Below are 22946 nucleotides of genomic sequence, written 5' to 3' on the forward strand. Positions count from 1 at the left end.
TATTTGACTGGTATAATGAGCACCACCAATCGCTGGTGTCACATGTGAGAAGTGTATTGCCAACCATGGTAATATTACCATTAACGTTAAAGCTGACGCGGTCTTCGAAATTACGCGTTACTTGTGCGTGACTGCTTTGTACATAAAATGCGCTTAAAAGCAGGAAAGCTGAAATGAGTCTTGAGGTCATTTTTTTACCCTTATTTTTAGATTTGTGACTTATATCGCAAAAACAAATTCAAAACAACCTTTAATTTGGCGAAAACCAGAAAATAACTACAATTAAAACGTGATGGCCGTCACAAAAATGAAATTAACCGGCAAAATGACATTTATTGTCATGTTTTATTCAATAACTCAAAAATTAAATGCTTTGAAACAGTCAAGCTAAACTATTTGGGTTAACACGAAGTCTAAGTTTTACGGCATTTTTGCTGATTAACTGGTGGTTCATGTATAAACAATATAAAAAACTCAGAGAAAACAAGTACAACGCCTTATTAATTGATGCCTTTATGATTGTTTTGGTGCTCATGGCTTTTTCATGGTGGCAGAACAAAGGTAGTCTGGAAGCCGCCGGTCAACCGGCACCGGATTTCACATTGACATCTTTGAATGGTGAAACCCACCGCCTTTCAGATTATCGTGGGCGTCAGGTGCTGGTGTATTTTTTTGCACCCTGGTGCCACATCTGCCGGGCTTCTGCACCTAATCTCAATGATCTGCGCGCCGCCCGCAGCGAAGAAGAACTGATGATTTTTATGATTGCCCAATCTTATGAGTCAATTGCAGCGGTGGAAGACTTTGTGGCTGACCTGAATTTAAAGGTGCCGGTTTTAATCGGCCATCGACAACAGATGGATGATTATCAGATTAAAGGCTTTCCTTCTTATTATGTGGTCAATGAAGACGGCGAACTGGCGGCCCGCTCCATTGGTTACAGCACTGAGTTAGGGATGCGATTAAGGACCCGATAGCTGACACCTATGTGAAATCATAAAACGCTATAAATGTGCGCGTAGTCACAAGGAAAGCTGCAATGCAGCTTGACCCGCTGAGACGGTTGGTGAGCGAAGCGAATCAGAGTCGAATAGCGCGAGGTAAAATGATATGTTCGCCGTGTCCGCTTTCACTTTTCACGACTTAAATCACTAATGTTAAAAGTGAATGAAGTACCAAGAACATTCCTTTATAATAAGCCATTTAAAATTGATTTAATCTGTAAACCAGCTCAGTGGGGCTGGTTTTCGTTTTATAAAAACTAATGAAACTCTATAACCCCCAAGACGTTGAACAGCATGCCCAAAAGTTGTGGCAGGACAGGGACACTTTTACTGTCAAACAGGACAGCGACAAAGAAAAATATTACTGCCTGAGCATGTTTCCTTATCCCAGTGGTCAATTGCATATGGGGCATGTCAGAAATTACACCTTAAGTGAGGTGATTGCACGCTTCCAAAAAATGCAGGGCAAAAATGTCTTACACCCCATCGGTTACGACGCTTTTGGTCTACCTGCAGAAAATGCCGCAATCAAACACAAAACCGCACCGGCCAAGTGGACCTATGCCAATATGGCAGATATGAGTGAACAGTTCAAACGATTGGGGTTTGCTTTTGACTGGTCCAGACAACTGGCCACTTGTGATCCGGATTATTACCGCTGGGAGCAGTGGTTATTTGTGCGTTTGTTTAAGCAGGGACTGGTTTACCGAAAAGATGCCACTGTGAATTGGGACCCGGTGGACCAAACAGTGCTGGCCAATGAGCAAGTGATTGACGGCAAGGGCTGGCGCTCGGGCGCTGAAGTGATTCGTAAGACCATTCCGCAATGGTTTTTAAAAATTACCGATTATGCCGATGAATTGCTGGCCGCATTGGATGACATGCCGGGTTGGCCGGATTCGGTGAAAACCATGCAAAAAAACTGGATTGGAAAATCCAAAGGTCTGGAAATCGATTTTGAAGTACCGGAATTCGGTTCAATCAGTATTTTCACCACCCGGCCGGATACTTTATTCGGTGTGTCTTATATGGCGGTGGCCCCGGAGCACCCGTTGGCATTACAGGCGGCCGCAAATAACGCAGACCTGGCCGAGTTTCTCACACAATGCAGCAAAGAACAAAGCAACGAAGCGGCGATGGCGACCATGGAGAAAAAAGGCAAGCCAACCGGCTTGATGGCCATTCATCCTTTAACCGGTGATAAAGTTCCAGTTTGGGTGGCGAATTTTGTGCTGATGTCCTATGGCACCGGGGCGGTGATGGCGGTGCCTGGGCACGATGAACGGGATCATGAATTTGCCCTGAAATATGATTTGCCCATTAAAAGGGTGATTGCCGGTGACGGTGATATTCAGGCAACCGCGGAAACTGATTACGGGATATTGGTGAATTCTGCTGACTATGATGGCCTGAATTTTGAACAGGCTTTTGAACGTATGCAACATTACTTTCAACAGCAGGGTATTGGCCGTCTGCAAATAAACTATCGCTTACGTGACTGGGGTGTGTCAAGACAGCGTTACTGGGGCTGTCCGATACCCATTATTTATTGTGATGCCTGTGGCGCACAACCGGTACCGGAAAGTGATTTGCCGGTGGTGCTGCCTGAAGATGTGGTGTTTGATGACACCGGCGGCTCACCCTTGAAAAAAATGCCGGCATTTTATGAAACCACCTGTCCGCAATGTCATAAATCGGCTAAACGTGAAACCGATACCTTTGACACCTTTATGGAGTCGTCCTGGTACTATGCGCGCTATGCCTGTCCTGATTATGATGAGGGCATGCTCAGTGATGAAGCCAATTATTGGGTGCCGGTGGATCAGTATATTGGTGGCGTGGAACATGCAATTTTACATTTGCTGTACGCCCGTTTTTTTCACAAAGTATTGCGTGATCAGGGTCTGGTGAACAGTGATGAACCGTTCACCCGGTTGCTGACGCAGGGCATGGTGCTGAAAGACGGTGCCAAAATGTCCAAGTCCAAAGGCAACACAGTTGCACCACAAGAATTAATTGACCGTTACGGTGCGGATACGGTGCGCTTGTTTTCGATGTTTGCGGCCCCGCCTGAACAGTCGTTGGAATGGTCTGATGAAGGGGTTGAAGGCGCTTCTCGTTATTTGAATCGTCTGTGGCATCAAGTCCAAGAGTTTATCGCAAAAAAACACGCCGTTAAACCACTTAATACCGAGAATCTCAGTTCTGAGCAACAACAGTTGCGTTATAAAATTCACCAAAGTATCGCCAAAGTAACCAGTGATATTGCCGAAAGGCATCATTTTAATACCGCCATTGCGGCCATGATGGAACTCACCAATGCCTTGAGTAAGTATGATGATAACAGTGACAATGGTGTGGCTTTGATGCATGAGGGCTGGCTCAGCCTGGTTAAAATGCTGAGCCCGTTTGTGCCGCATATTTGTCAGGCACTGTGGGAAGACATGCAACAACCCGGTTTAGTCGCGGAAACCGACTGGCCACAGGTTGATGAGACGGCTTTGGTTCAGGATGAGGTTGAGATGGTGGTGCAGGTGAACGGCAAATTACGCGCCCGGATTAGAGTGTCTGCTGAAGCCAATCAATCAGCCGTCGAAAAAATCGCCCTGGCTGAAGACAATGTGCAACGATTTGTGGATGGGAAAACCATCCGCAAAGTCATTGTGGTGCCGAAAAAACTCGTGAATGTGGTGGTGTCCTGATGATACGCATCGTTGTTTTTGCCGGGTTCATATTGATGGCGGCTTGTGGTTATCAGCTCAAACAACCTTACGAATTGCATCCGGCCCTGGGAAAAACCCATCTGGCGCTGTCCCTGACCTCACCCCTTTACCAACCTTTGGCAACAGCCCTGACCAATCAAGGTATTGTGCTGGTAAAACCTGAAGCAGCCGAAGCGGTGCTGGTGATTGGTCAAAATCATCTGGTTAAAGAAATCCAGTCGATTGGTGTGAACAACCGGGTTCAGGAATACCGTTTGGTTTACCAGCTCGATTTTCGGGTGTTGTTGGGTGATGATGTGGTGATGGATTCAAACACATTACAACTCAGTAAAGATTATGCTTTCGATATCGGCCAGATCACCGGCGCTCAGACCGAAGAGCGGTTACTTCGAGAGCAGCTTTATGAAGACATGGCACAGATGATTATTCGTACCCTGGCCAATCAGAAACTTAAACCCGTTGATCTAAAGTCAATGTAATGCGACTCTACGCCAATCAGTTTGAAGCCCATATCAATAAGACACTGGCCAAATGTTACTTGTTGGTTGGAGATGAACCCTTACAAAAACAAGAAGCCTTCGATGCCATTTTAAAAAAAGCCCGGGAAGAGGGTTTTACTGAGCGTGAGCGGCATCTGGTGGATGCCAAATTCCAGTGGTATGACTTGCAGAACAGTTCGGCCAATCTGTCCTTGTTTGCTGAAAAACGGATAATTGATCTACATATGCCCAGCGGTAAACCAGGACAAAAAGGTTCTCATTTTCTCACTGAATTTGTGAAAAGTTTGCCCGATGATGTGTTGCTTATTATTCGCTGTGATGAGTGGAATATGGCCAATGACAAAACCAAGTGGGTCAAAACCATCATGGATGAAGGCGTGTTTATGCGGGTCTATCAACCCGACAACAACGAACTGCCAAAATGGATGGCCAACCGCTGTCGGCAGATACAATTAAATATTGACACAGAGGCCATGGGCTTACTGGCTTATCGTCTGGAAGGCAATTTGTTGGCTGCGGCGCAGGAACTGGATAAACTCAAAATGCGTTTTGGCCAACAGCGCCTGGATATCCATGCGCTGGCGGGACTGGTGGCAGACAACGCACGTTTTGATGTTTTCAGGCTGAGCGATGCGCTGTTGTCCGGAGACAGTGCCCGTGCCATTCGGATACTGCGTTCATTGCAACAAAACGACACCTCACCGGTGGTGATTCATTGGGCCTTGGAAAATCTGACGAGACAACTGGCTGAACTGGCTTTTGTTCGAAAAAAACAGGGCGGTATTCAAAAATCGGATTTTCAGAAAATGCGTATCTGGCCAAAACAACAGGCGACCTACCAGCGGGTTTTAAACCGCTTAACAATGGCTGATTTTGAACAGTTACTGATGTTATTAACTGACATTGACTTGGCCATCAAAGGACGCCATCCGGGCAATCCCTGGCAGTTGATTGAACGCTGGCTGATGCTGTTTAACCAACCGCATCTGATGGTTTCTTAAGCGCCACTTTTAAAGCGCCGTAACCCATGATAGCAGCCACCATTGAGCCGACGATAATACCCAATCGTTCGTCAAATAAATTATTTATTTGTGATTCTTCAAATGCCAGTGAGCCGATAAATAAACTCATTGTAAAGCCAATGCCGCATAAACAGGCCACCGCATAGATGGACAAGATGTTGGTGTTTTTCGGTATCGCTGCCCAATTTAACTTAATCGCCAGCCAACAGAAACCAAACACCCCAATTTGCTTGCCGGCCACCAGCGCCACGGCAATGCCCAAAGGCACCGGATGGAGCAGCTGATTGATGCCCATGCCATTAAAGGTAATGCCGGCATTGGCAAAAGCAAACACCGGTAAAACCAAATAAGCCACCACATTATGTAAATCCTGTTCTAAGTCTTTGAGCGGAGAATAACCCGGCGTTCTTTTGGACTTTATAGGTATGAAGAACGCCAGAATAATGCCGGTTAATGTGGCATGAACTCCGGATTTAAGCATGGCCACCCACATAATCAAGCCGATGGCCATATAGATACTCAATGCGTCAACTCCACGGCGATTAATCAACCACAATATCGGAATACAGCATCCAACAATTAAAAGTGATAACAAAGACAAGTTGCTGGTATAAAAGAAGGCAATAATTAATATGGCGCCCAAATCATCAAATATCGCCAGCGAAGTTAAAAATATTTTTAACGAAGTCGGCACCCGAGGACCCGCGAGTTTCAATACGGCCAAAGCAAAGGCAATATCGGTGGCGGCCGGAATGGCCCATCCTTGTAAGCCGGAGGGATTGTCTTTATTGAACCAAATATAAATCAATGCCGGTACCAACATGCCACCGAAGGCACCCAAACCGGGTAATACGATGTTACGTTTGTCTTTTAACTCACCCTGTAAAAACTCTCTTTTGAGTTCTAAACCCACTAAAAAGAAAAACACCACCATAAGACCATCGTTAATCCAAAGCAACAATGGTTTGTTGATAACCAAAGCACCGACCTGAATCATGACGGTGGTATCAAGCAACAAATCATAATAAAAATCGAGCGGAGAATTGGCCACCAGCAATGCCGCCATTGCCGTAAAAAACAGTAAAATACCGGCTGCGGCTTCTAATTGAAAAAATTTTTTAATGGTCTGCATTTGAGCTGAACAAATGAAAATGATGCGGTATTTTGACAGTCAAACTGTCAATTTTCCATCAAAACCGTATTTTTCGGCGCAACTTTCCACTTGTATTTCACCTTTGTTTTGATTTAATAAACCTTTAAATTTAAAGAAATAAGCTGTATTTTCTTAAATAAATGTATGCATTTAATTTGGTTTAGAAACGATCTCCGTTTAACAGACAACCCGGCCTTTTCGGCAGCGGTTAATCAAGCTAATCAAGACCACTGTCCTTTATTGGCTCTTTTTGTGCGCTGTCCGCAACAGGACAAAAAACACCACCGAGCGCAGTCTCAGTGTGATTTTTGGGATGCCAACATGGTTGATTTAATTAACAGACTGAATCAACTGAACATATCAGCCATGATTAAAACGGTTCCTTGCTATGAAAACCTGGCACAACTCATGCAAGTGTTACTGGAATCGCACAAAATTGAAAAACTGTTTTTCAACAGAGAATACCTGGTGAATGAACAAAAACGTGATCAGGCTGTGATTAAAGTTTGTGAACATAATAATGTACAGTCCTGTATTTATGAGCCCGCTTACTTATTACCGCCGCAGTCCGTGGAAAAGAAAAACGGTGGCATGTACCATGTTTTTACACCGTATAAACGCCAGTTTATTGAGCAGCTTAAAGCGGACTATGCAACACCTTTGGGCATGCCGGAAAAAGTGACCAGGCCTTACACCCATGCGCTTGACAGTGAGGATATTAAATCGGATTGGCAGCATGACTGGTGGCCGGTGGGGGAGCCGGCAGCCCGTAAACTTTTATCTGAATTTGTTGAACACGCCCGATATCAACAACAGCGGGATTACCCGGCTGTTGAGGGGACTTCAAAATTATCGCCTTATTTGGCCTTGGGTATTATCAGTGCGCGACAATGTTTAGCTCAGGCTTTAAAAGAACAGGGTGAATCTGCGTTTCAATCCACCTGGGTCAGTGAGCTTATTTGGCGAGAGTTTTATCATGATTTAATCGCCTTTTATCCGCGGTTGGTGAAACATCAAACCTTTAAAGAAGATGCCATGGATCACTGGCAACATGACGAACGTATTGTTGAAGCCTGGAAAAACGGACAAACCGGCTTTCCGATCATCGATGCCGGCATGCGACAATTAAAACAAGAACACTGGATGCATAATCGGGTGCGGATGCTGGTGGCTTCGTTCTTCACTAAACTCTGTCTGCAGGACTGGCGCATTGGTGAACAGCATTTTATGCAGAACCTGATTGATGGTGATTTTGCTTCTAATAATGGTGGTTGGCAGTGGTCATCGGCCACCGGTTGTGATGCCGCACCGTATTTTCGGATTTTTAATCCCACCACGCAGTCAAAGAAGTTCGATGAAAATGGTGACTATATTCGCCGTTATGTCCCGGAATTAAAGGATTTACCGGCCAAAAATATTCATGAACCCAGTGAACAGCAGCGGCGTGACTGTGGCTATCCTCAGCCCATCATTGATTACAAACAAGCCAGAGGGCAAGCCCTGGATTGGTTTAAGTCCGGATAAAACTGTCATCAGCTGAGTCAAATTGGTTACAATAATGACTCCCAATAGTAATGCATCGTATGCCACTTTTTACCCAAGACAATCAGGACGTTCTCGACTTTTTACAGCAAAAACTGGGTAATAACTGGCAAATAGGCACCCCACTGGGCATTGGCAAGCCCAATCCGCTGATGAATGCTTTATATCACCATGTGGTCAAAAAGCCGGACATAGTGATGTCTTTATTCACCGCTTTGTCGCTGGAAGTGCCCAAGGGTGACTCCTTGCTGGAACAACGTTTTTTATCGGCATTTACGTCACGATATTTTAAAGATTATCCTGAATTAGCCTATATTGAAGACATTAAAAAAGACCGTGTTCCAAAGCACATTCATCTGAAAGAATTTTATTTCCAGTCCGGTCAGTTTTTAGGCACGCCATCGGCACAGCAAAACTACATCAGTTGTAATTACACCCATGTGGCGCGCGATATGGTGAATCAGGGAATCAATGTTATTGTGCAAATGATTGCTGTTGACCGACAAGGTGAAAAGCCTCGCTACAGTCTCAGTTGCAACCCGGATTTAACCCTGGATGTGATTCGCATCGCTGCCCAGAAAAAGTGTCCTCGACCCTTGGTTATTGCCATGGTGAATGAATCGTTGCCCTTCTTAGAAGGTGATGCGGTGGTGGCTGAGGATTTCTTTGATGTGATTGTGGATAATCCGGCCGATTATTTTGAGCCCTATGCACCACCGGCCCGGCCGATTTCTGTGGTCGATCACAGTATAGGTTTACATGTCAGCACCTTAATCCAGGATAATGGCACTTTACAAATTGGTATTGGTTCGCTGGCAGATGCGGTGGTTTACAGCAGTATCTTACGGCATCAACAACAAACCGATTACCAGGCGGCATTAAAAGCATTAAATATTAAACAACGGTACGGTCAACTGATTGACCAGCATGGCGGTGACGCGCCATTTCAGGATGGCTTATTCGCCGCCAGTGAGATGTTTGTGGAGGGCTTTATGCATTTATTTAAAGCCGGTGTTATTAAACGCAAAGTCTATGAGGATGCCGAGATTCAACAGTTGTTAAATGAGGAACAAATCACTGAGGACGTGTCTGCTTTAACCTTAACCACTTTGGTTGATCAAGGCATTATCAATCAACAATTAACCGCTCAGGCTGTTCAGCGCTTACAGCATGTGGGCATCTTTAAAGATTGCTTGAGCTTTTCAAATGGCACTTTGTACGATGCTGAAGGTAATAAGCTGGGGCATGATTTAAATAAACCCAAACATTTAAAACGCATTACCTCACATGCGCTTAATCAGCAGCTTGAAAAAGGTGCGGTATTACATGCGGCCTTCTTTTTAGGTTCAAAACGCTTTTACCAATTTCTGCGGGATTTATCTGACAACGAACGCCAACTGTTTTTGATGACCCCGGTGAGTCAGATTAATCAGCTGTATCGCAGCGAAGCCATCGATCGGGCGCAACGCATCAATGCCCGCTTTATTAACACCTGCATGAAAGTTGATTTAACCGGAGCCGCCATTTCAGATACCTTAAAAAACCATCAGGTGGTCAGCGGTGTCGGCGGGCAATATAACTTTGTGGCCATGGCCCATGCCTTATACCACAGTCGTTCCATTCTGATGCTCAAAAGTACTCACGGATCAGGCAAACAACGAGAATCAAATATTGTCTGGCAATACCCCGAATGCACCATCCCACGGCATTTGCGGGATATTGTGGTGACTGAGTATGGGATCGCTGATTTACGCGGTGAAAGCGATGAAACCTGTATTCAGCGACTGATTTGTATTGCCGACAGTGCTTTTCAGGAAGATTTGCGTACAACGGCGATTAAATACGGTAAGTTAAGGTCTGACTGGTTGATTCCGGCTGCGTATCAGAACAACACACCAGAAGCCATTGGGCAAGCGCTAAAACCGCTGCAAAAGAACAATCTCTTTGGCGCCTTTCCTTTTGGCCAGGATTTTACTGAACAAGAGCAGCAAATTATTCAAGCCCTCACCTGGCTTAAAAAGCAACAATCAAGCCGCTGGTTAACGCTAAAACTCATTGCGTCTGCTCTATTCGTTTCGGCTGAAAAGGACATGCAGCCTTTAATCGACATGATGCAGTTTCAGCAAACCCGTGGCTTTCAGGAAAAACTGATGCGCAGGTTATTCATCCGGGCCTTAAAAAAGACCTGCTAAATACCTTCACTAATCGCGGTTATGTGGCAAACTAAAATCCTGATTCGGCCCTAACGGTACAATGCCATTGGGATTGATGGTCGGATGACTGGTGTAATAATGGGCTTTGATGTGATCCATGTTAACCGTATCAGCAATGCCCGGCATTTGATATAACTCGCGCACATAACCGCTGATATTCGGATAATCAATCAGCTGTTTTAAATTGCATTTAAAGTGGCCGTGATAAACGGCATCAAAGCGTATTAAGGTGGTGAACAAACGCCAGTCAGCTTCAGTCAGTCGATCACCGGTTAAATAGCGGTTATCTGCTAACAGTCCTTCAACCCAATCCAGGGCCTCAAACAGTGTAGCCACATGTTTTTCATAAACCGATTGCTTGGTGGCAAAACCGGCCTTATAAACACCGTTATTAATGTCGCTGTAAACCCGCGCATTGATGTTATCAATGTTTGTGCGTAAATCACTCGGGTAGTAATCACCCGATTTGGCACCGATGTCATCAAAGGCTGAATTCAACATGCGAATAATATCCGCCGATTCATTACTGACGATGGTATCATGCTGTTTATCCCATAACACTGGTACAGTGACACGGCCTGAATAGTTATCATCGGCTTTAATATACAACTCATACATATAATCCAGACCGTATAAATCATCACTGACAATGTCATCATGCGCCTGATCAAAAGTCCAACCCGACTCACCCATAAAATAATCCACCACCGACACATCAATCATGTTCTCTAAGCCTTTCAATGCGCGAAAGATTAAGGTTCGATGTGCCCAGGGACAGGCCAGACAAACATATAAATGATAACGACCGGCCTCAGCCTTAAATCCGCCTTTGCCGGTGGGTCCGGCGGAACCGTCAGCAGTAATAAAATTTCGAAATTGCGATTCGCTGCGTTTAAATTCACCACCAGTGCTGTCGGTGTCATACCATTTGTCATGCCATTGGCCATCCACTAATAGTCCCATTATGTACTCCTCGTTAATTTATTGTCTCTAAAATCTTGTAAAGCTTGATTAATCTCGTCCATATTGTTCATTACAAAAGGACCATAACGCGCCACCGTCTCGCTCAAAGGTTGTCCGGAAACAACCAAAAACCGGGCCGCTTTCACACTGTTGACTTGCAAAGTTTCGGCTGCAGTTAAGACCGCTAATTCACCGGTTTTTAACGGCTTGTCGCCAATTTCTATCATACCATCATAAACATAGATGAAGGCATTGTGGTCAATAGGCAAGTGGTCAGTCAAGGTATTACCTGCCGGCATGTTAACGTCCCAATAATTGGGGTGAACATAATCGTTTTTTATGACACCTTGGGTGCCTTGCTTGGTTTGACCGGCAATGACTTTTATTTGTATACCATGATCACGCTGTTCAACGGGAATGTCGGCGGCTTTATACTCCTGGTACTTCGGTTCTGTCATCTTATCTGATTTGGGCAAGTTTACCCATAATTGAAAACCGCTCATCTCGCCTTCGGTTTGCTCCGGCATTTCAGAGTGAATAATACCCGATCCGGCGGTCATCCATTGAATGTCACCATCGCTGATAACACCCACATTACCGGCTGAATCTTTATGCCGCATCTTGCCTTTGAGCATATACGTCACGGTTTCAAAACCACGATGTGGATGCTCGGGAAAGCCGGCGATATAATCGGCCGATTCCTCAGAGCCAAAGTGATCCAGTAATAAAAACGGATCTAAATCCTGCAGAGGCGCACCACCGATTAAGCGGGTCAGTTTAACGCCCGCACCATCTGAAGTGGGGCGGCCGGTTAAGCGTTTTTGAATGCTGTTATAGTTTGTCATCGTTAATCCTCCAAAACATAATGGCCATTGTACTGTTGTGTTCAGCAGTGATAAACCGCCGGAACATCAAAACACTGTTGTTAAATAAAGAACAATGCCGGCTGTGGCGTGCTGTATTCAAACAGTATTCATTGGCATGCTATACTGCTTTATTTTTCGGCTGTAGTATGGACATCAACCAAACCGTTATCATCATTATCATCACCGGTGTTGTCACCTATATGGGCTGGCAGAACCGGGCATTGCAGGAACGCCTGATTTTCTGGCCGCCGGCCATTAAAGACGGCCAATATGAACGTTTTGTCACCCATGGTTTTATCCACGCCGATGGTATGCATTTGCTGTTTAATATGTTCACCTTTTATTTCTTCGGCCGCATCATCGAAGAATTTTATCGCCAGTATCTCGGTGGTGCCGGTTTTGTGCTGTTCTATTTGTCTGCGATTGTGGTGGCCATGTTACCGTCATACGTTCAGAATAAGGACAACCGCCACTATGCCAGTCTCGGCGCATCCGGTGCCGTCACAGCGGTGTTGTTTGCTTATATTTTATTTGCACCGTGGCAGCTATTGTATATTTTCGGGGTTATTCCGATTCCGTCGATAGTTTTTGCGGTGCTGTATATTGTTTTTAGTATTCAAGCCCATAAACGCGCCAGCGATAACATTAACCACAGCGCGCATCTATATGGGGCTTTGTATGGTGTGATTTTAACGATTGTTCTTGAACCAAAGGTTGTTACTTATTTCTGGCACCAATTACTCAATCCCGGTTGGTTTTAGTTAATTGTGCTAATATACTAAACAATAAATCATTACGGATAATCTCAATGAGCATTTATATCAAATTAATCCTACCAAAAATTATTCAGTTATCTTTTACACTTTTGATATTTGTTTTTGGCACTGCCAACGCACAAGTTTGTTTTGTGGATACTTCAACGAACGGCACAGGTAATAGCTGGGTAGAAGCCATGAATTTGAAAGATGCGTTAAGTAACACCAACTGTGATGAAATTTGGGTCAAACAAGGCGTTTATCATCCCACCAATAATGGTGACAGAGCTGAAAAATTTATCATTGACCGTGCTGTATCCATTTACGGTGGGTTTCAAGGTTTTGAAACCAGTCGCCAGGAGCGTGATTATGTACTCTATGAAACCATTCTGTCCGGCGATATAGGTGTTATGAACGATGTGAGTGACAACAGTTATCGCATATTAGAATTTAAATCAGTCAGTAATAACACGATTTTAGATGGTTTTATTATTGAAAATGCATATGCCAATGGAAATAGTGGACAAGGACAGGGTGTGGCTGCTGGCATGTTATGCGTTGGCACAAATGAATATAGTCCATGTAACCCAATCATAGAGAACAGTATTTTTAGAAATAATTTTGCATCGGAAGGAGGTGCTGTTATTAATATTGGTTACCTGGGTGAAAGCAGCCCTGTATTTAAGAATGTACTATTTGAAAATAACAGCGTATCTGGCTCTGGGGGTGCTGTTTATAATATCGGTGAAGATGGCGTAAGTAGCCCGGTATTTGATCAAGTTAGCTTTATCAATAATTCTGCAGATAGAAATGGAGGAGCGGTATACAATGATGGATATCAAGGCGTGAGTAATCCAACATTTACGAATGTTACTTTTTACGGAAACTCATCTGATCAACGAGGTGGTGCAGTTTATAACCTGGGTGTTTTAGGAGAATCCAGTCCAACGTTTAATCAAGTAACTTTTTTCAATAATTCTGCAGTAGATTCTGGCTCAAGCCTATATAATTTTGGAACCGATGGAAACTGTGACCCCAGCATTACAAACAGTGCTTTTTGGAATAACGGTGCTTCAGTGCCCGAAATATTCAATGAAAATGCACAACCTAATATTGCTGACAGTCTGGTTGCGGGTGGATGTCCATTAAATGCGACATGTACAAATATCCTTAATGTTAATCCTTTGTTAAGTGGAATTGGTTCTCATGGTGGCTTTACCCCAACTCTATTACCGGCTATTAACAGTCCTTTGATTGATGCAGGAAATAATTCAACTTGTACCGGTGTTGATCAGCGTGGTGTGACAAGGCCCCAGGGTATTGCTTGTGATATTGGTGCGGTCGAACGGATATCGGATTTAATTTTTTTGAATGGATTTGAATAAAGTCATCAATGAAAATTGATCACTTTACCGTGTTTTAAGGCCGGCAGATGAAAATGTCGGGCCAGGGTTTGTCCCATATCCATAAAACCATTACGAAGACCGATGTTCTGCCCCGGAATGTTGGGGCCAAAAAATACCACTGGTACATGCTCACGGGTGTGATCAGAACCCGGTTGGCTGGGATCACAACCATGATCAGCAGTCATTAATGCGATGTCATCGGCTTTGAGTTCGGCCATAAGTTCAGGTAAGCGGGCATCGAATTCTTCTAAAGCTTTGGCATAACCGGCCACATCACGGCGATGGCCATATAAACTGTCAAAATCCACAAAATTAACAAAAATCAGCGTGTTGTCCTTGGCTGATTTGAGTTCTGCCATCATGGCATCAAACAAGGCCATGTTACCGCTGGCTTTGACCTTTTTGGTGATGCCGCGGTCGGCAAAAATATCGGCAATTTTACCCACCGAAATCACCTCGCCACCATTGTCTTTCATGACATCTAGTAAGGTCGGTTCAATCGGTTCGGTAGTTAGATCCTTGCGGTTACCGGTGCGTTGATAATTATCGGGGCCATCACCGACAAAAGGCCGGGCAATCACCCGGGTGATATTTAACGGTTCGGTCAGTTCTTTGGCCACTTGGCAGACTTTCAGTAAGCGGTCTAAACCAAAATGGTCTTCATGGGCGGCAATCTGAAACACAGAATCTGCTGAGGTATAAACAATGGGCTTGCCTGTTTTAATATGCTCATCACCCAAACGGGCAATAATTTCAGTGCCCGAAGCATGGCATTCGCCCAGAACACCGGGTAAATCACAGCGTTGAATTAAATCATCAATAAGATCTTTCGGAAAGCAGGGCACTTCTTTGGGAAAGGTCGCCCATTTGAACGGTACCGGCACCCCGGCCATTTCCCAGTGGCCACTGGGCGTGTCCTTGTCGCGGCTGATTTCCTCGGCATAGCCATAAGTCCCGGTGGGTGCTTGAATTCGCTCTAAACCCGGCGGTTCTTGTCCCCAGCTCTCGGCCAAAGCCTCCACCAGGCCTAACTGAGTCATGTGTGGGATATGCAGCGGTCCTGAACGGTCTTCATTATCCGCTTCACCGGCCGCACAAGCTTTGGCAATATGCCCTAAAGTACACGTCCCTGCATCGCCATATTGATCGGCATCGGCACTGGCACCCACGCCCAAAGAATCCAACACTAAAATAACCGCACGTGGCATATTTATCCATTTATTGTCAAAAGAGACAATTTACCACAAACTGTGTTATCGACAAAGTTTGCTGTGTTACATCCAGGTTTTGAAAACACTTATAAGCAACAATAATGATAAAATCATATTTTTGTGGCTATTTTATGAGTAAATATTCAGCCTCCGGTATTCAAGGTCAGTTTGAATCTGGGTCCAATGAATTGGTCTTAAAAAATAAATTGGGTATTATATTGCCTGAAGAAATGGGTGATGCGGAAACACTATTGCTCAAAAAACTTTACGATTACGTATTTCAAAGTCAACTTCCTCAAGAATTAACCATTCAACTAATAAAGACATGGCATCGTAAATGGTTAGGTCCTATCTATGAGTGGGCAGGTCAATTTAGAGCAGTTAACTTGAGTAAAGAAAACTTTGTGTTCGCCAACGCCGAACTTATTCCAAAGCTAATGCTAAATATGGAAGTTAATTATTTTTCTCGGTTTTCTGAACTACAAAACTTGGATTCTCAAGCACTGGTTTCCTATATGGCCGAAACTCATGTTGAATTTATCTTGATTCATCCATTTCGAGAAGGTAATGGCAGATTATCGAGATTGATTCTGGATGTTATAGCTGTTAAAGCCGGATATTACCCAATGGATTATTCCTTATGGGATGAAAATAAAGATTATTACTTTAAATCTATTCAGGCGGGACTTAGTGGTAACATTAATCATATGAAAAGACTGGTCAAAGATATTTTGGTTTAATCAGTCAGCTAATTTTAATTGGCTAAATTTTTCGTGTTTGGATTGTATTTTTTTTTCAATCGCATGAACTGGCAAGTCAATCTCAATAGCACTCGAACTGGCCACAGCGCGGTTAATTCTTTTTTGTAAAGTTTTCTTGTTTTTCTGATGTATTTTCATACGTCTATTTTATCATGTTTTTTTTGTTTTTTTCAGCAAAATACAGTCTCATAAATGAATAAGAAACTATCCGAGGATTGAGATTTTTTAAAATGTGGTTTTAATTTATTTTAACGTTTAACAGGCTCATGTACTTACTGAGACCCTCGGATCTACGTCCGAGGGTGACAGGGGGTTGAAATTTTAATCAGTATTGTTGAACAATCCTTTGAGGAGTTTAATCTATACTATTTAATTTTCCGTCCCCTGTCATTTTACGTTCAAAAAAATCAAAAATGGTTTTATAGACATGGTATTGGGCTTGCTCGCCGCTGATGCCGTGTTTGGCGCCGGGATAGACCATGCTTTCAAACAAGATACCGTGGTCCTGGAATTTGCTCATTACGGTGGTGGCGTTGGTGAATAAAACATTATCATCGGCCATGCCGTGAATCAGCAGTAAACGACCGTCTTTTAAGTTTCCAGTATCGCCATAAATCGCTGTTTTTTCATAGCCATCCGGATTTAACTGTGGCGTGGACATATAGCGTTCGGTGTAGTGGGTGTCATACAAGCGGAAATCCGAAACCGGTGCCACGGACACGCCAATGGCAAATTCTTCCGGAGCCTTGGTCAAAGCACGTAAGGCCATATAGCCGCCATAGGACCAACCGAAAATACCTATGCGCTCTGAGTCCACATAATCCAGGGATTTAAGATAATCCACACCGACCAACTGGTCATCGAGCTCCACTGAACCCATTTGTTTATAAAGCGGTGCTTCAAATTTTTTGCCGCGTCGTGCCATGCCGCGGTTATCAAGGACAAACACCAGATAGCCCTGTTGTGCCATATATTGTTCAAACATCCGACGTGGCCAGGCCTTGGTCACCAGTTGTGCGCCGGGACCTCCGTAGGTATAGAAAAACACCGGGTATTGTTTATCTTTTGAGAAACCCGCCGGCTTAATGATGCGGTAATATAAAGTCTGACCATCTTCAGCTTTGAGCGTGCCAAATTCATTGTCGATATGAGCGTCTAAGTAAGGATAATAGGGATGGTTCTTGTCCAACGCATTTTCATTCAACCAGGTAATACGTTTGCCATCAGCCTGATGCAATGACGTTTGTGGCGGATGCTCACGGTCACTCCAGGTGTCGATATACACCGAAGCATTGTCCGCCATGGAAATTTCATGCATACCTTCACGTTGTGTGATTTTCTTTGGTTTTTCCGGTGTGTCGGTGTCAAGAGATTGCACATATAATTGTTTTTCTAAAGGCGAATCATAGGTGCCGGTAAAATAGATCAGGCCTTCTTCTTCGTCCATCCCAACCATTTCATCCACCATCCAGTCACCGACAGTAATGGCTTTTAAGGGCTTTTGACCCGGAATCATATGATAGAGATGTTTATAGCCTTTAATTTCTGAAGCCCAAATAAAACTGCCGTCCTTTAAAAAGCGCCAGTCATGGTGTAAATTAATCCAGGTGTTGCTTTGCTCCGTAAACAGAGAGGTGCTGTTACCGGCTAAATCGACCTTAATCATTTCCATATGTTGTTGATTACGGGATTGTCGAAGATAAGCCACGGCCTGACTGTCGGGAAGCCATTTCACGCGTGGAATATAAATGTCCTTATTGTTACCGGTATCAATCCAATGAACATCACCGGATTTCAATTCAATTCGACCCAGCCGTAGCGTCACATTCGCTTCGCCGGTATAAGGATAACGCTGTTCAATCACCTCAATGTTATCGGCATTAATTTCATAGCGCTTGGTGATGCTCACCGGCGATTCATCCACTTGAAGAAAAGCAATGTGCTGTTCATCCGGTGACCACCAGTAACCGGTGTCGCGGTCCATTTCTTCCTGTGCCACGAATTCCGCCATGCCGTTTTTTATCACACCTTTGCCATCAAAGGTTAAAGGCCGGGCATGACCACCATCACTTGAAACCACAAAAATATCCTGATCACGAATAAATGAGACATAGTTGCCTTTCGGTGAAAACCGAGCATCGGTATCAAAATCATCAGAATCGGTGATTTGCGTTACGGCTTTATCGGCAGCCACCCCAAGGCGATAGACAAATAAATCACCACCCAAAGGAAACAGTAAAGACCGGCCATCCTGCGACCAATCGTATTCAATAATCCCGCTTAAACCCGCTAAACGCTGACGTTCACGCCGGGCTTTTTCTTCATCTGACAGCTCGGTTTGCTCCGGCTGCAACACGTCAGAATCCACCAACAGACGGGTCTTATTATCTGCTATGTGATATTCCCACAAATCATAGCGATCTTTATTGTCCGCTTTACCACGCAAAAACGTCACCCGCTCTCCATCCGGCGAGACTTTGACCACGCGCATCGACGCACCGGCTAAATCCGGACTCGAAAATAACCGCTCCAAAGTCAGTTCTTCAGCCATCACAGCCCCCGAAAACAACACAAGCAAAACAAAACGCCACATGGGATTCCTTAAATTTAAAAGCCATTATGTTAGATAAAACCCGGCGCCGGGTCAATCAATAAAAAAAGGACTGTTATGAAGCGGGTACAACAGAAAAGGGTGGTTCAATGTGTAGCATAGTAGAACTGCTGTCACCATTTTTGTTAATGGTTACCAGGTAAAGAATATTGTAGTTTTTATGGCTCATAGGAGGGTATTTATTGTCGTTGATTAATCGATTAACCATGTCCGGGATGGTGTTGCTGTGGCCAATAATTAAGACGGTTTTACCCTGGATGTTATTAAGGAATTTAAGCACTTCAAAAGACATCGGATAATACAACTCCGGTTTAACTGAACTGTCGTCAGATATAATGGCAGCGGTTTGCCTGTTGCGCTTAAAGTCAGTGGTATAAACATGATCAATTGCCGTGTGCTGAAGTACTTTTTTCCAATATTGAGCACGTTCTCTGCCGGCTTCAGAAAGCCCTGGGTCTTCTGAATCATCTATTTTTTCGGTGTGCCTTAGAATAAAGATTTTTGTTGTTCCGGAAGCTGATTCAGGTTGGATTTTCATGGCTTCAGTGACCGCGATATCCCGGTTGGGGGGATTATGGGCGGATGGCTTTAAATTAAATCCAACGCTGATGGTTAATGCCACCAATAAAAAGCACAATAAAACATACAACCACAGTGGTTTTTTAGCCACAAATTGTGAAATTTCATGTGGTGGGTTTTCTTCAAGCGGTTCAAAGCGATAGCCTTTTTTAGGGACGGTAATAATCAGTTCATCCTTAATGCCCACTTGTTTGAATACTTTGCGTAAACGCGCCACCGCTGCGGTGACAACTTCCGGTGAACTTGGCTTGTCATGCCAAATGGTGTCCATGAACTGGTCGATATGAACTGTTTCAGGGGAGGCCTCTACCAACATATTCATCACCTCAATCGCTTTATGATCAATGCTGATTGGTACATCGTTTGAGGTAATCACGCACGCTTCGAAATCGATGGTAAGGTGTTTTATACGATAAATTGATTGACTGGACATTATTAAATGTTTTTCCCACTTTTATAAATGCTATAAAAATTATAGCATCTTGTGAGCCAATCAAACCAGTTTGATTGTTAACGATTAATTTTATTGTGATGCTTCAAATGCATCAGCAAAAATCACATCATTACCAAAAAGGATATAGGCCGAACCCGCATCAGTATCGGTGTTATCCGTCATATGTGCACCCAGTAATAAATCATCGATACCATCATGGTTAACATCGCCGGCGGTGCTGATGGCTGAACCCAGCCGATCATTCCAGTTGCCACCCAATATTTTAAAACCTTCCGTATCAGATAATTGATCCGTTAATAGTTCAGTGCTTACAAATGTCTGTGAGCCATAAACCACATATACAGCGCCTGAGTAATTACCCACTTCACTGTTATAAGGGTCACCAATGGCCAAATCAGGTATGTTGTCGCCATTTAAATTACCCACAAATCCGGCATCAAAATTATAAGGTGAACTTGAGGGTATTGATGGGGTTTTTATCAGTAAATCGGCGACGACATCAATGCTCTGGCTTGGCGCCATCGTGTTATCCTTACCAAATATAATATAAGCCTGGTAATAGCTCGTACTATCGGGGTTATTAAACCGAGCTGCGATCAAAACATCGTCTTTGCCGTCATTATTTATATCACTTGAACCAGATAGTGCTAATCCCAATAAATTGAATTCCTCTTCACCCGTCAATTTGTAACCATTATTACCATCTAACATATCAAGTGAAATCGCTGCCGGCCATTGTTGTCTTTTGCCGAATACCATATAGACTGCACCGGATTGTGTCGCGTGACTCGATTCTTTTATGGCGGCAATCATTACGTCCCCGGAACCATCGCCTCCGATATCACCGGCGCCGGAAACCTTGTACCCTGCTATATCACCGCCATTTTCACCCCAAAAAGCCACCCCATTGGTGCCATTAATGTCGCCAAGATCTAAAATAGCCGGAAAGCCCTGATCGGTACCAAAAATCACATAAGCCGCACCGGCATTGGTAACGCCCGGATCATGGGCTTGGGTACCGATGATTAAATCATTAAAATTATCAGCATTAAAATTACCGGCTGAACTGACATCCGAGGCCCGGTCACCGGCAAATTTACCATGTATAGTAAAACCGCCATGGGAACCGTCAAATGTCGATAAAGACACAACGGCCGGATAAGACTGTCTGCCGAACATGACATAGGTGATGCCATTATCCACCAAACCCGGTGTCTCAGCCTCATTGGCCATCATCGCCAGTTCATTGACGCCATCACCATTGATATCGCCGACATTACTGATACTATGTCCGAATTGATCCTCTGTGGCCTCACCCATAATCATAAAGCCATTACTGCCATCCAGTGTTGATAAATCAAGGTTCGTGTTGAAACCTTGTTCAGTTCCAAAAATAACATAAACGGCGCCGGCATCTTCGCCACCACCATCATGATTTAAGGCTGAAACAGCGAAATCATCGATGTTATCATCATTGACATCACCGGCATCACTGACAGCAAAACCCAACCAGTCCGTTCGATTCTCGCCATGGGTCATAAAGCCGATTTCACCATCCAGCTCATTAACACTCATACTGGTTGGTTGCTGTGCGAATGCAAAGCTTGAAAATACTATATTTAGTAACAAAAAGAGTCTGGTTTTATAAAACATACCAATTTCCCATCAGGTGTAAGTTGTAATTACTTTAGTTACAAACAGTGTTTTATGCCTGAAAAAAACCTGAAATAAACCTGAAATTGGGTTGATGCTTTATACACGTAAGACAAAAAAGTGGTCAATAACTGTGGGTTGAGGTATTTTTTAAAGGGGGTTAGCAAACGGTATTTGATTACCAGCGTTTTCGATTTTTAAATGGTTTAGCGGGATTGTTCTGGTGGGTCTGGTTCCAGACCTTAATGCGGTTATTTTTGCTGGTGAGGTTACGGATTTGATACCAGGATTCGCGTAACAGTGCCATACCGCGACTGCCGGTCCAGCTTTTGTTAAAGAGTTTCTTCGCCCCGGCCACCGCATCGGGACTGTGTTTAATTAATTCAGCAACCTGGGATTCGGCAGCGGTTATGAGGTTATCGCTAATATGCGTGATTAAACCGAACTTTTGTGCGTCTTCAGCGTTAATGATTTTTGCGGTCATGGTCAGTTCTTTGGCCACATCCGCCCGGCAATGTTCGCGCAAAGCCAGGCTGCCGCCCATATCCGGAATTAAACCCCAACGACCTTCCATAATCGAAAACGTGGCGTCAGTCGTGGCAATGCGAAAATCAGCGCCGAGGACAATTTGTAAACCACCACCCCAGCAGCGACCGTGAATGGCGGCTATCACCGGAACCGGAACCCGTCGCCATCCGGTACACACCCGTTGCGCTAAATTCGACCGCCAGGGTAACCATTTGAATAATAAACGCAAGGGGTTTTTTGGCGAAGCCATCACCGATTTGACGTCCAAACCCGAACAAAAATCCTCACCCCGGCCGGTTATAATCACCGCCCGGATTGAACGGTCTTTACGCAAGCGTTTAATGGTGACATCAATCTCCCGAAACATCGCCATATCCAGCGCATTACGCTTATCCGGCCGCGCCAGACTGACATAAGCCACTTGGTCCTTAATCACACATTCAATCCGTTTTTTATCACTCATGCTTAACCTCAATTTCCACAATTTATCAGCCAATCATTCTATATCATTTACCTCAAAACTGGAAAAGCACCAAAGTGAGCAAATTCCACCGTCAATTTTCATATATTCCCAAAAAGCACCACTGTCATTCTCGGGCTCGACCCGAGAATCTCCAGAATTCAGGTAAGATGGGCTCCGCCCATCATAATTCAACAAAATTTCCATTGGTATTTGATTGGCAGGGCCCATCCTACGGGATTCCAAATAAATTTTGAGTAAATGCTATATTGGTTAACTACCATAAATTCTCATTAGCCACTTATATTTAATGTAGCAAACGGTTAAATACAAACTAAGAAATATAAGTCCCATGAGCCATAAATTTGCGTTTGTGAGTACAAAGACATAAATCGCAGTCACAGCGATAGTAATTTGGAAGGCAGCGCCCAAAAGAAATTCGAGTACACCGGGTAGTCCCAATTCATAATGTTGTTCTTCTTTGCAGCGGCCGCATTTAATTTGTATAAATAAAAAGACAAAGGGTAGCAAGGTGGACAGTA

The 22946-nt window shown here is 44.1% G+C and carries 18 protein-coding genes; 9 read left to right on the plus strand and 9 right to left on the minus strand.

The genetic code is table 11. The features are described from left to right. The first annotated feature begins 452 nt into the window (after nucleotides 1-452). The 4 genes from IEV16_RS04205 (at nucleotide 453) to holA (ending at nucleotide 5228) form a co-directional block, all read left to right on the plus strand. A complete protein-coding gene (locus IEV16_RS04205; RefSeq protein ID WP_229728248.1) occupies nucleotides 453-977 on the plus strand; it encodes a peroxiredoxin family protein in 525 nt (174 codons plus the stop codon). 287 nt (nucleotides 978-1264) lie between these two features. Next, complete coding sequence (gene leuS, locus IEV16_RS04210) at nucleotides 1265-3706, plus strand: leucine--tRNA ligase (protein WP_188364437.1); 2442 nt, start codon at nucleotides 1265-1267, stop codon at nucleotides 3704-3706. Then, nucleotides 3706-4206, plus strand: a complete 501-nt coding sequence (locus IEV16_RS04215) for an LPS-assembly lipoprotein LptE (RefSeq protein WP_188364438.1) — start codon at nucleotides 3706-3708, stop codon at nucleotides 4204-4206. The genes leuS and IEV16_RS04215 overlap by 1 nt, the downstream gene beginning before the upstream one ends. Next, on the plus strand, nucleotides 4206-5228 hold the full coding sequence (holA, locus tag IEV16_RS04220) for a DNA polymerase III subunit delta (RefSeq protein WP_188364439.1): 1023 nt from the start codon (nucleotides 4206-4208) through the stop codon (nucleotides 5226-5228). Before IEV16_RS04215 ends, holA begins: the two co-directional genes overlap by 1 nt. On the opposite strand, the gene nhaA is transcribed toward holA, so the two are convergent. Continuing rightward, nucleotides 5200-6381, minus strand: coding sequence for a Na+/H+ antiporter NhaA (gene nhaA / locus IEV16_RS04225; protein WP_188364440.1), 1182 nt, complete (start codon nucleotides 6379-6381; stop codon nucleotides 5200-5202). The genes holA and nhaA overlap by 29 nt on opposite strands. A gap of 165 nt (nucleotides 6382-6546) precedes the next feature. Here nhaA and IEV16_RS04230 point away from each other — a divergent pair, with 165 nt between their 5' ends. Both IEV16_RS04230 and IEV16_RS04235 read left to right on the plus strand, forming a co-directional pair. Beyond that, the gene (locus tag IEV16_RS04230) at nucleotides 6547-7926 is read left to right on the plus strand and encodes a cryptochrome/photolyase family protein (protein ID WP_188364441.1); all 1380 of its coding nucleotides are present in this window, start codon (nucleotides 6547-6549) and stop codon (nucleotides 7924-7926) included. A gap of 59 nt (nucleotides 7927-7985) precedes the next feature. After that, the gene (locus IEV16_RS04235) at nucleotides 7986-10136 is read left to right on the plus strand and encodes an acetyl-CoA hydrolase/transferase C-terminal domain-containing protein (protein ID WP_188364442.1); all 2151 of its coding nucleotides are present in this window, start codon (nucleotides 7986-7988) and stop codon (nucleotides 10134-10136) included. A 9-nt stretch (nucleotides 10137-10145) separates the two neighbouring features. On the opposite strand, the gene IEV16_RS04240 is transcribed toward IEV16_RS04235, so the two are convergent. Further along, the gene (locus tag IEV16_RS04240) at nucleotides 10146-11120 is read right to left on the minus strand and encodes a glutathione S-transferase family protein (protein WP_188364443.1); all 975 of its coding nucleotides are present in this window, start codon (nucleotides 11118-11120) and stop codon (nucleotides 10146-10148) included. Next, on the minus strand, nucleotides 11120-11965 hold the full coding sequence (locus IEV16_RS04245; protein ID WP_188364444.1) for a pirin family protein: 846 nt from the start codon (nucleotides 11963-11965) through the stop codon (nucleotides 11120-11122). The genes IEV16_RS04240 and IEV16_RS04245 overlap by 1 nt, the downstream gene beginning before the upstream one ends. 167 nt (nucleotides 11966-12132) lie before the next feature. Here IEV16_RS04245 and IEV16_RS04250 point away from each other — a divergent pair, with 167 nt between their 5' ends. Together IEV16_RS04250 and IEV16_RS04255 are read left to right on the plus strand one after the other, a co-directional pair. Next, nucleotides 12133-12747, plus strand: a complete 615-nt coding sequence (locus IEV16_RS04250) for a rhomboid family intramembrane serine protease (RefSeq protein ID WP_188364715.1) — start codon at nucleotides 12133-12135, stop codon at nucleotides 12745-12747. 47 nt (nucleotides 12748-12794) lie between these two features. After that, a complete protein-coding gene (locus IEV16_RS04255; protein ID WP_188364445.1) occupies nucleotides 12795-14126 on the plus strand; it encodes a choice-of-anchor Q domain-containing protein in 1332 nt (443 codons plus the stop codon). Between the two features lie 5 nt (nucleotides 14127-14131). On the opposite strand, the gene IEV16_RS04260 is transcribed toward IEV16_RS04255, so the two are convergent. Continuing rightward, on the minus strand, nucleotides 14132-15355 hold the full coding sequence (locus IEV16_RS04260) for a phosphopentomutase (RefSeq protein ID WP_188364446.1): 1224 nt from the start codon (nucleotides 15353-15355) through the stop codon (nucleotides 14132-14134). A gap of 134 nt (nucleotides 15356-15489) precedes the next feature. Here IEV16_RS04260 and IEV16_RS04265 point away from each other — a divergent pair, with 134 nt between their 5' ends. Next, entirely contained in the window at nucleotides 15490-16098 is a 609-nt protein-coding gene (locus IEV16_RS04265; protein ID WP_188364447.1) for a Fic/DOC family protein, read from the plus strand. Here the strand turns inward: IEV16_RS04265 and IEV16_RS04270 are convergent, their stop codons facing one another. The 5 genes from IEV16_RS04270 to IEV16_RS04290 form a co-directional block, all read right to left on the minus strand. Further along, on the minus strand, nucleotides 16099-16257 hold the full coding sequence (locus tag IEV16_RS04270) for a hypothetical protein (RefSeq protein WP_188364448.1): 159 nt from the start codon (nucleotides 16255-16257) through the stop codon (nucleotides 16099-16101). Nucleotides 16258-16474: 217 nt separating this feature from the next. Further along, complete coding sequence (locus IEV16_RS04275) at nucleotides 16475-18712, minus strand: S9 family peptidase (RefSeq protein WP_188364449.1); 2238 nt, start codon at nucleotides 18710-18712, stop codon at nucleotides 16475-16477. 73 nt (nucleotides 18713-18785) lie between these two features. Next, nucleotides 18786-19742 carry a winged helix-turn-helix domain-containing protein gene (locus tag IEV16_RS04280; RefSeq protein WP_188364450.1) on the minus strand — a complete coding sequence of 319 codons (957 nt, stop codon included), beginning with the start codon at nucleotides 19740-19742 and terminating at the stop codon, nucleotides 18786-18788. A gap of 90 nt (nucleotides 19743-19832) precedes the next feature. Continuing rightward, complete coding sequence (locus tag IEV16_RS04285) at nucleotides 19833-21338, minus strand: integrin alpha (protein WP_188364451.1); 1506 nt, start codon at nucleotides 21336-21338, stop codon at nucleotides 19833-19835. Nucleotides 21339-21594: 256 nt separating this feature from the next. Then, nucleotides 21595-22407 carry a crotonase/enoyl-CoA hydratase family protein gene (locus IEV16_RS04290; protein WP_188364452.1) on the minus strand — a complete coding sequence of 271 codons (813 nt, stop codon included), beginning with the start codon at nucleotides 22405-22407 and terminating at the stop codon, nucleotides 21595-21597. Nucleotides 22408-22946: the final 539 nt, after the last annotated feature.

The organism is Marinicella pacifica (assembly GCF_014636635.1).
Lineage (GTDB): Bacteria > Pseudomonadota > Gammaproteobacteria > Xanthomonadales > Marinicellaceae > Marinicella > Marinicella pacifica.